The sequence below is a fragment of the Gluconobacter oxydans genome (assembly GCF_006539685.1).
Taxonomy (GTDB): Bacteria; Pseudomonadota; Alphaproteobacteria; order Acetobacterales; family Acetobacteraceae; genus Gluconobacter; species Gluconobacter oxydans.
The window spans coordinates 79,989-88,130 of record NZ_BJNM01000011.1 but is presented as its reverse complement, the minus strand read 5'-3'; the positions used below and the strand labels follow the sequence as shown (position 1 = coordinate 88,130).

Below are 8,142 nucleotides of genomic sequence, written 5' to 3'. Positions count from 1 at the left end.
GTGATGACCGGCGCTCACTTGGCGTCCTGATCGGGAACGTGAAACTCTGGGATTCCAGAGAAAGCCGCGTCATTGACACCCATCTGAACACGGACCTGCCCGGTTGGCATCAGCGGGAACACCCAGACCTGGGCAGGACCAACGGTTCTGCGACCCTGCCGCTGGGTTATCGCGAACCAACCGGAAACGGCGTTCTCTGTATTCAGATCGTCAATGCGGGGCCCTATCTGCTCGACACAAACGAGACAGCCGCCCAGGCCCTGAGCGCCTGAGACGTCTCAAGCAGATTGTCTTCGTGAATGACTGCCCTCAGGGCAGCCATTTTTCAGACGAAGCTCATCGTTCTGACATCAATCATCCCGAAATCCGTGATCTTGAGATGAGGAATCACGGGTAGCGGCAGGAAGGCCAATTGCAGAAAGGGCTCTTCCAGAACCACGCCCATCGTCTTCGCCGCCTTGCGCAGGATGATGAGATCATCCCGGACCTGTTCGTAAGGCGCATCGCTCATCAGGCCTGCGACCGGAAGGCACAGATCTGCCAGAACCTGGCCATTCCGGACCGCCACAAAACCGCCACCGGTTTTCTCCAGATGGTTCACCGCACAGGCCATGTCGGCGTCGCTGGTTCCAACAACGCAGATATTATGGCTGTCATGCCCGACGGACGACGCCAGCGCGCCTTCCTTCAGACCGAAACCCCGCACGAAACCGCGCCCGATATTGTCGTTATGCCCATGCCGCGCCACAACGCAGACCTTGGCGACATCCTGTTCCGGATCCGGCAGAACATGGCCATGGTCTTCAGGCAAATCCAGCCGCAGGAATTCCGTGATGATCTGGCCAGGAATGACCCCCATGACAGGACGGTCTCTGCCGCTGCCTTCAACAGCCATATCCTGCGCCGTTACAGGGCGGGGGAGTTTCACGCTTTCCAACCCAACCGGCGATACGATCTCGCGGCTGTTAAACAGCGCATCATTCACGAGACGCCCGGCGGAAATGACGTCTGAAACCTGACAGCGCTCCAGATCGTCGAGCAGGACGATATCCGCGCGCTTGCCCGGCGCGATCTGTCCACGATCCCTCAGGCCAAAAGCTGTGGCAGCGGACAGGGATGCGGCACGATAGGCAGCCAGCGGCTCCACACCCAGTTCGATGGCCCGACGGATCAGGAAATCCAGATGCCCCTCATGGGCGATTTCGAGCGGATTGCGGTCGTCGGTGCAGAACGCAAAGAACGGCGAAGTCGCGACGTTCAGCAGCGGCACCAGCGCTTCAAGATCCTTGCAGACCGATCCTTCCCGGATCAGGACCGTCATGCCCTTGCGGACTTTCTCAAGTGCTTCGTCAGCAGCCGTGGCTTCGTGGTCGGTTGAAATACCGGCCGCCAGATAGCCGTTCAGAGCCTTGCCACACATGAGCGGGGCATGACCGTCGATATGACCATCCGCAAAAGCGGCCAGCTTGTCCACGCAACCCGGATCACCATTCAGAACGCCCGGAATGTTCATGAACTCGGCCAGACCGATCACTTTCGGATGGTGCCGATAGGCCACCAGATCATCCACGTTCAGCACCGCGCCCGATGTCTCCATGGACGTTGCCGGCACGCAGCTTGAGAGATTAACGCGCAGATCCATGATGGTCCGCTCGGCAGCGGCCAGAAAATAATCGAACGCCGCACGCCCCAGAACATTGGCCATTTCATGCGGATCGCAGATGGCCGTCGTCACACCATGCGGCAGAACGCAGCGATCGAACTCGAACGGCGTGACGAGCGAGGATTCAACGTGCAGATGGGTGTCGATGAAGCCCGGCACGGCGATCCGGCCCGCGCCATCGATCGCCTGCACGCCTTCGTATTCACCGTAAGTCCCGACAATCCGATCGCCGCAGATGGCGATATCGGTCGGGATGAGATCACCCGTGACCAGATCGAACAGTCGGACGTTCTTAATGACCAGATCGACAGGTTCGTGGCCCTGACCCTGGGCCACGCGACGCATGATGGTTTTCTGCATGCCTGAAATCCTCCGTACGTCAGCAGTGCATGCTTATACCGCACGAAGGGTGAGCAACTCAAAGCGGCATGTTGTCGATCAGCCGGACCTCCCCGGCCTGCACAGCCAGAAGCGCCAGCGCGTTATCGGAACAGGGCTGTTCGCGGCGGAACGTGTCTGCGTTCACAACCGTCGCGTAATCGATATCCAGAAGTCCGGCTTCGGTCAGGACCGCGCGCATGGCATTTTCCAGAATGTCCACATCCCGCTCCCCATTGCGGAACAGTCCTGCGGTTTCCTGCAAAGCCTGAAACAGAGCCGGAGCTTTCTGACGGTTTTCGGCTGTCAGGCGCACATTACGGCTGGAACGCGCAAGCCCATCCGCTTCACGCGCGATATCGCAGACTACGATTTCAACCGGAATATCCAGATCCGCCACAAAGCGCCGCACAACCGCGCATTGCTGGGCATCCTTCTGCCCGAAATAGGCGCGCTGCGGCTGAACGATGTTGAACAGTTTGGTCACCACCGTCGCCACACCGGAGAAATGTCCGGGGCGGGACTGGCCTTCGAGTTCATTCGCAACGCCGCCGACTTCAATCCGTGTGACTGCACCGGGCGGATAAAGCACATCGGGCGTCGGCAGAAACACCAGATCGGCCCCGGCCTCTTTCAGAAGCGCCAGATCGCGGTCGGGATCGCGCGGATAGGAGGCATAGTCCTCATTCGGGCCGAACTGCGTAGGATTGACGAAAATACTGACGGCCACCGCGCCATTTTCTGCCTTCGCACGTCGAACCAGCCCGAGATGGCCTTCATGCAGAAATCCCATGGTCGGAACGAAACCCAAGGTCGGATAAGCCGTCAGCGCTGCACGAAATGCCCCGATTGTCTCAAAAACCTGCATGTCATGTTCCTTTCCCGCCAGAACTGCGGGAGCGGAGCCTGACAAACCCTGCTTCACATGGCAATCAGGCGCTTATGAATGCTGCGTCTCCTCCCCCATCCGTCGCTATTATCGGAGCCGGTCCCGCCGGACTGTTCGCGGCAGAAATCCTGTCCGCGAGGGGATGCAGGGTGCAGGTTTTTGACCGGATGCCGAGCGTGGGGCGCAAGCTGCTCATGGCAGGGCGCAGCGGCCTGAACCTGACGCATTCGGAGCCGCTGGATCGTTTTCTGAGCCGCTACGGCAAAGCACGAAACTGGCTCGAACCCGCCATCCGCACGTTTCCGCCATCGGCCCTGATGGAGTGGGCCGAGGGACTGGGACAGGTCTGTTTTTCCGGCTCCTCAGGGCGCGTCTTCCCCACGGCCATGAAAGCCTCTCCCCTACTGCGTGCCTGGCTCCAGCGGCTGACAGAACAAGGCGTCCAGATCCACACCCGGTATCGCTTTATGGGCTGGGATGGTGCGACACTGTTGTTTGAGACGGCAGACGGACAGACATCCGTCAGAGCCGATGCGACCATTCTGACAATGGGGGGCGCAAGCTGGTCCCGGTTGGGTTCGGACGGGCGCTGGGCGGATTTCATGAGGGGAGAAACGGCGCCTTTCGCCCCCGCGAATTGTGGTTTCCTACCCGACTGGCCCGCCGATTTCGCGACCCGGCACGAAGGCAGCGTGCTTCATTCCGTTGGCCTGACCTTCGGTACGCGCCAGACCCGTGGCGACCTGACCATCACATCGCGCGGGCTGGAAGGCTCGGCGCTTTATGCGCTCTCGGCGGATCTACGGGACAGGATCACAGCCGAAGGACGCGCAATCCTTACGCTCGACCTGCGCCCGACGCTTTCAACCGATGACGTGCTCAAACGCCTGCTGGCCCAGCGGGAGCGGGAGAGCCAGAGCAACCGGCTGCGCAAGGCCCTGTCGCTGGATGCCCCCTCCCGCGACCTTCTGAAGCACGCCACCCCAAAAGACGCCACCCCGCTCCAGCTTGCCCAGACAATCAAGGCCCTCCCCCTGCCGCTGATCGGTATGGACGCTCTTGATCGCGCCATCTCCACAGCGGGCGGCGTGCGTCAGGATGCCGTGGACGAGCGGTTCATGCTGAAATCCCGCCCCGGTGTTTTCGTGGCGGGGGAAATGCTGGACTGGGAGGCGCCGACAGGCGGCTATCTGCTTCAGGGGTGTTTTTCCACGGCCCATGCTGCGGCAAATGGCGTCCTTGGGTGGCTAGAATCGTCCAATTCCGCTATCGCCTGACGCCATGACATCCATCGTTCTCGGACAGGGCCGCGACGGCTCCGACACCTGCATTGATCTGCCGGAACTCCTGGCCACGCGCCTGCTGGTCCAGGGCAATTCCGGCTCGGGAAAATCGCATCTTCTGCGGCGCCTGCTGGAGCAGACCGCGACCCTCGTCCAGCAGGTCATGATCGATCCGGAAGGTGATTTCGTCACCCTGGCCGACCATTACGGCCATCTGGTGATCGACGTCGAAGACCAGTCCGAAGCCAGTCTTCGCGCCGCCGGCGAACGCGTGCGCGCCCATCGTGCCTCCGTGGTGCTGAACCTTGAGCAGGTCGAAGCCGAAATGCAGCTTCGGGCAGCGGGTGCGTTCCTCAACGGCATGTTCGAGGCCCCGCGCGCGCACTGGTATCCCGTTCTCGTCGTGGTCGATGAAGCCCAGCTCTTTGCGCCTGTCGCGGGCGGTGACACGTCCGATGAAGCTCGGCGTTTGTCGCTGGGGGCCATGACGAACCTCATGTGCCGTGGCCGGAAGCGCGGTCTGGCTGGTGTCATCGCAACGCAGCGTCTTGCCAAGCTGGCGAAGAACGTCGCGGCCGAGGCATCCAACTTCCTGATGGGGCGGACCTTCCTCGATATCGACATGGCGCGTGCCGCCGATCTTCTGGGGATGGAGCGCCGGGCTGCGGAATCCTTCCGGGATCTGGCGCGCGGTCAGTTCATGGCGCTCGGACCAGCCCTGAGCCGTCGTCCGAAGCTTGTGACCATCGGTCCCGTCACAACAGCAAGCCACGCTACCGGCCCGGTTCTCGTGCCGCTCGAACCGGTCTCGGCCGAAGACCTGCGGGACATCATCCTTGAGCCGGTCCACGAGTTTACGCCCCGTGCCCGCCGGGAGTCCCGCCCGCCCCCGCCGGACCTGCTGGCACAGCTCGATGCTTATGGCGCCGAACGCGAGGCCGAAGAACCCGCTCCGGCAGCCGTCGTCGTCGAAGCCGATCCCGACCAGCTCTGGTCACTGGTGGCCGAAGTCGTGGCCGGGGAAGGCTCGGACTACAAGCCGCTGGCCACCCTGTATCAGGACTTCCAGCTCCGGGCACGGATTCAGGGCCTGTCGCGGAATGTACTGGAGCTGGGACCGTTCCACAGGATGCTGGCCACCATCCGCGCCGGGCTGGACCGCGAGCGTTCCGAAAGCGGAGACTGGAAACAGGCCCAGGCCATTGCCGCGACCCTGCCCGAAGACGTGCAGGGCGTCTTCCTGCTCCTCGCCCGCACCGCACTCGACGGTGAAACCTGCCCGGGTGACGAGGCTCTGGCCCGCGCGTATGGGACGCATTCTCTGGGCCGCGCCCGCCGGCAGCTGAACTATCTGGAAGAGCGCGAAGTCATCGTTCTTCAGGAGACGCCGCTCGGTCGCCGCGTCGCCATTGTCGGGCTGGGCTGGCAGACGGCCTGACTGTCATCATTCTGTCACACCACGTTCACAGGAGCTTCACACGCAGTTCTTTAAGGAAAGATTAGGTTCCGCCGCGTTCGATCTCTTCTCCATCCGGAAAGACTTTCAATGCCGCGCAACCTGCTGCGTTCCCGCCTGCTTCTGACCGTTTTCTGCTCGCCATTTGCGCTGGCTGCAGCCCTTCCCCACCCTGTCGAGGCAGCAACGACAGGAACGAAAAAAACCACAACCGCCAGACATGACCCCAAACACAAGGCCAAGGCTGAAGCCGTGGCCGGCGGTACGGAACAGCTTGTCATCACCGCACGCCGGACCCGCTCCGAACAGGGTCTGAGCCACGTCCAGATCCAGCGGATCCTGCCGGGCGTGAACCCGATCAAGGCGCTGGAAATGCTGCCGGGCGTCGTGTTCAACAACGCTGATCCGTGGGGCAATAACGAGCAGAACTCCTCGCTCTATGTCCACGGCTTCAACCAGAACCAGCTCGGCTATACGCTCGACGGAATCCCCCTCGGCGATCAGGCCTATGGCAACTATAACGGCCTCTCCCCGCAGCGCGCGGCCATCAGCGAGAACATCGGCTCGGCATCGGTCTCCTCGGGTGCGGGTGCGCTTGGCACGGCGTCGACGTCCAACCTTGGGGGTACGCTCCAGTTCACGACGCAGGACCCGCTGAAGAAGCGCGGCGCGCAGATTGAACAGGTTTTCGGAAGCTGGTCCACGTTCCGCACCTTCGCCCGGATCGATACGGATGAGTTCGGCAACGGCAACTCGGCCTATGTCTCCTTCTCCCGTCAGGATGCCCGCGCTTGGGACTTCGCCGGTCATCAGGGCGGCTATCAGGTCAATGCAAAGTTCGTGCACAACAGCGAGCATGACCATTTCTCGACCTTCTTCGACTGGTCCCAGAAGGTTGAGCCGAACGAGGACAGCATCACGCTGCCGAGCGGTTATGGTCTTTATGTCCGTCCGTTCACCTATCCGAATTTCAACTATGCCAAGGCCAACGCCAATGCGGTCGGCCTGAACTATCGCAATTACTACTCAGCGGCCCAGCGCGAGGATTTCCTCGCCTATTCCAAGTGGACGCATGATTTCAGCGAGAACCTGCACTGGGACAACAGCATCTATTATCACCATGATCTGGGTGAAGGTGTCGTGGCCGGTCCGATCTCCGCTGCCGGTCTGCCGACGCTGTTCGCTGCCTATTATCCCGGTCAGGATCTGAACACCGTCTTCGGTGGATCGGGCTATGCCACACGGACCACCGAGTACTGGGACAACCGCGGCGGCCTGATGTCCACGCTGCGCTATCATCTCGGCAAGCACTCCATCGAGCTGGGTGGCTGGTATGAGCGCAACAACAACACGCAGGCCCGTCGCTGGTATCCGCTGGACGCCAACAACCCGACCACACCGTACGAGCGCCAGCAGAACGCCCTGATCGCCCAGTACACCAACAATTTCTACACCAACACATTCGTCACGCATCTGCAGGACAACTGGCAGATCTCGAAAAACTTCTCTCTGATGGCGGGCTTCAAGTCCGAGCTGGTCTATACGAACGGCACCCTGCCGGTCGCAGCAAAACCGGGCTCCCTCTCCCCGTCCTATGCCGTGACGGCACCGGGTGGCGAGATCGATGCCGCCAAGCCGTTTCTGCCCGCTTTCGGCGCGGTCTGGGATATCACGAAGCACGAACAGTGGTTCGCCAACATCCAGGAAAACATGCGCTCCTATCAGGACGCAGGTTACGGCAACGCAACCCCCTGGGGCGCCACCAGTCAGGCCGCCTTCGAAGAGTTCAAGAAGAACGGCAAGCCCGAAACCTCATGGACGTATGAGACCGGCCTACGTGAGCATCGCCAGATCCATCTCGGCCCGCTGACAGCGATCGAAGGTCAGGTCGAGTACTATCACGTCCACTTCTCGAACCGTCTTCTGGCTGTTGCGACGACGCAGACGCTGTCGTCCATCATCGGTTCGGCCACCACGCTGGCAAACGTGGGTTCGGTCACGACGGATGGCATGGATTTCTCCTTCACCACCCATTTCGGCCCGCATTTCTCGCTGTATAACGCGCTGTCCTACAACAAGTCCGTTTACAACGATAACTACAGCACGGGCTCGAGCGTCATCCATACGGCTGGCAAGAACGTCGTCGGCATGCCGGACTGGTCGGAGAAGTTCGTCTTCACCACCAACTGGGGCAACGCTTACGGCCAGTTCACCGGTGACGTCATTGGCAAGCGCTATGCGACCTACACCAATGACATGTGGGCCGCACCCTATGCGCAGTTCAACCTGAACGCGGGCTATACCTTCCACGACATCCCGCATCTGGCGTCGCTGAAGGTGCAGGGCAACATTACCAACCTGACAAACACCAAGGGATGGTCCACGATCAACGCGACCCAGACTTCGGGTCAGTTCTCGGCCTATCCCATCGCGCCGCGCATGTTCTTCCTGAGCATCAGCGCCGCCCTGTAAG

5 protein-coding genes and 1 pseudogene are annotated in these 8,142 nt (G+C 61.2%); 4 read left to right on the top strand and 2 right to left on the bottom strand.

What is annotated here, in order from left to right; genetic code table 11:
- Positions 1-272: pseudogene (locus tag GOX01_RS12865) on the top strand (Hint domain-containing protein); the annotation flags it as partial.
- A gap of 53 nt (positions 273-325) precedes the next feature.
- Here the strand turns inward: GOX01_RS12865 and ade are convergent.
- Both ade and panC read right to left on the bottom strand, forming a co-directional pair.
- Complete coding sequence (gene ade / locus GOX01_RS06740) at positions 326-2,023, bottom strand: adenine deaminase (protein WP_011253241.1); 1,698 nt, start codon at positions 2,021-2,023, stop codon at positions 326-328.
- Positions 2,024-2,081: 58 nt separating this feature from the next.
- Positions 2,082-2,909, bottom strand: coding sequence for a pantoate--beta-alanine ligase (gene panC / locus GOX01_RS06735; RefSeq protein WP_011253240.1), 828 nt, complete (start codon positions 2,907-2,909; stop codon positions 2,082-2,084).
- A 74-nt stretch (positions 2,910-2,983) separates the two neighbouring features.
- Between panC and GOX01_RS06730 the strand changes: the two genes are divergently transcribed.
- The 3 genes from GOX01_RS06730 to GOX01_RS06720 all read left to right on the top strand — a co-directional run bounded on the left by GOX01_RS06730 (position 2,984) and on the right by GOX01_RS06720 (position 8,141).
- Positions 2,984-4,207 (top strand): TIGR03862 family flavoprotein, encoded by a 1,224-nt coding sequence (locus GOX01_RS06730; protein WP_024716951.1) that lies wholly within the window; start codon positions 2,984-2,986, stop codon positions 4,205-4,207.
- A 4-nt stretch (positions 4,208-4,211) separates the two neighbouring features.
- Positions 4,212-5,651, top strand: a complete 1,440-nt coding sequence (locus GOX01_RS06725; protein ID WP_011253238.1) for an ATP-binding protein — start codon at positions 4,212-4,214, stop codon at positions 5,649-5,651.
- A gap of 108 nt (positions 5,652-5,759) precedes the next feature.
- Entirely contained in the window at positions 5,760-8,141 is a 2,382-nt protein-coding gene (locus tag GOX01_RS06720; protein ID WP_062269364.1) for a TonB-dependent receptor, read from the top strand.
- Position 8,142: the final 1 nt, after the last annotated feature.

Bases quoted from the DNA above. Each gene is read 5' to 3' on its own strand.
- ade (WP_011253241.1), bottom strand. From the start codon at position 2,023: ATGCAGAAAACCATCATGCGTCGCGTGGCCCAGGGTCAGGGCCACGAA.
- panC (WP_011253240.1), bottom strand. From the start codon at position 2,909: ATGCAGGTTTTTGAGACAATCGGGGCATTTCGTGCAGCGCTGACGGCT.
- GOX01_RS06730 (WP_024716951.1), top strand. From the start codon at position 2,984: ATGAATGCTGCGTCTCCTCCCCCATCCGTCGCTATTATCGGAGCCGGT.
- GOX01_RS06725 (WP_011253238.1), top strand. From the start codon at position 4,212: ATGACATCCATCGTTCTCGGACAGGGCCGCGACGGCTCCGACACCTGC.
- GOX01_RS06720 (WP_062269364.1), top strand. From the start codon at position 5,760: ATGCCGCGCAACCTGCTGCGTTCCCGCCTGCTTCTGACCGTTTTCTGC.